General features: G+C 52.9%; 1 rRNA gene. It reads right to left on the reverse strand.

From position 1 onward, the window contains the following. Positions 1-1,299: ribosomal RNA gene (locus tag ACFC1T_RS38410) — 23S ribosomal RNA — on the reverse strand; the annotation flags it as partial.

Genomic DNA, 1,299 nt, shown 5'->3' on the forward strand with positions numbered 1-1,299 from the left:
ACTATATTTCGCTCGCCATCACAGCTCAGCCTTATGGGAAACGGATTTGCCTATTTCCCAGCCTAACTGCTTGGACGCGGATATCCAATACCGCGCTTACCCTATCCTCCTGCGTCCCCCCATTGCTCAAATGGTGAGGAGGTGGTACAGGAATATCAACCTGTTGTCCATCGCCTACGCCTTTCGGCCTCGGCTTAGGTCCCGACTAACCCTGAGCGGACGAGCCTTCCTCAGGAAACCTTAGGCATTCGGTGGAGGGGATTCTCACCCCTCTTTCGCTACTCATACCGGCATTCTCACTTCTAAGCGCTCCACCAGTCCTTCCGGTCTGGCTTCACAGCCCTTAGAACGCTCTCCTACCACTGTTCGAAGAACAGTCCGCAGCTTCGGTGATACGTTTAGCCCCGGTACATTTTCGGCGCAGAGTCACTCGACCAGTGAGCTATTACGCACTCTTTAAATGGTGGCTGCTTCTAAGCCAACATCCTGGTTGTCTAAGCAACTCCACATCCTTTTCCACTTAACGTATACTTTGGGACCTTAGCTGGCGGTCTGGGCTGTTTCCCTTTCGACTACGGATCTTATCACTCGCAGTCTGACTCCCAAGGATAAGTCATTGGCATTCGGAGTTTGACTGAATTCGGTAACCCGGTAGGGGCCCCTAGTCCAATCAGTGCTCTACCTCCAAGACTCTTACCTTGAGGCTAGCCCTAAAGCTATTTCGGAGAGAACCAGCTATCTCCAGGTTCGATTGGCATTTCACCCCTACCCACACCTCATCCCCGCACTTTTCAACGTGCGTGGGTTCGGGCCTCCATTCAGTGTTACCTGAACTTCACCCTGGACATGGGTAGATCACCTGGTTTCGGGTCTACGACCACGTACTCATGCGCCCTATTCAGACTCGCTTTCGCTGCGGCTCCGCATCTTCTGCTTAACCTTGCACGGGATCGTAACTCGCCGGTTCATTCTACAAAAGGCACGCCATCACCCGTTAACGGGCTCTGACTACTTGTAGGCACACGGTTTCAGGATCTCTTTCACTCCCCTTCCGGGGTGCTTTTCACCTTTCCCTCACGGTACTGGTTCACTATCGGTCACTAGGGAGTATTTAGCCTTGGGAGATGGTCCTCCCGGATTCCGACGGAATTTCACGTGTTCCGCCGTACTCAGGATCCACTCAGGAGAGAACGAAGTTTTGACTACAGGGCTGTTACCTCCTATGGCGGGCCTTTCCAGACCTCTTCATCTACCTCGTTCCTTTGTAACTCCGTACAGAGTGTCCTACAACCCCAAGAG

It is taken from the genome of Kitasatospora sp. NPDC056076 (assembly GCF_042266305.1).
In the GTDB taxonomy this organism is placed as follows: Bacteria; Actinomycetota; Actinomycetes; order Streptomycetales; family Streptomycetaceae; genus Kitasatospora.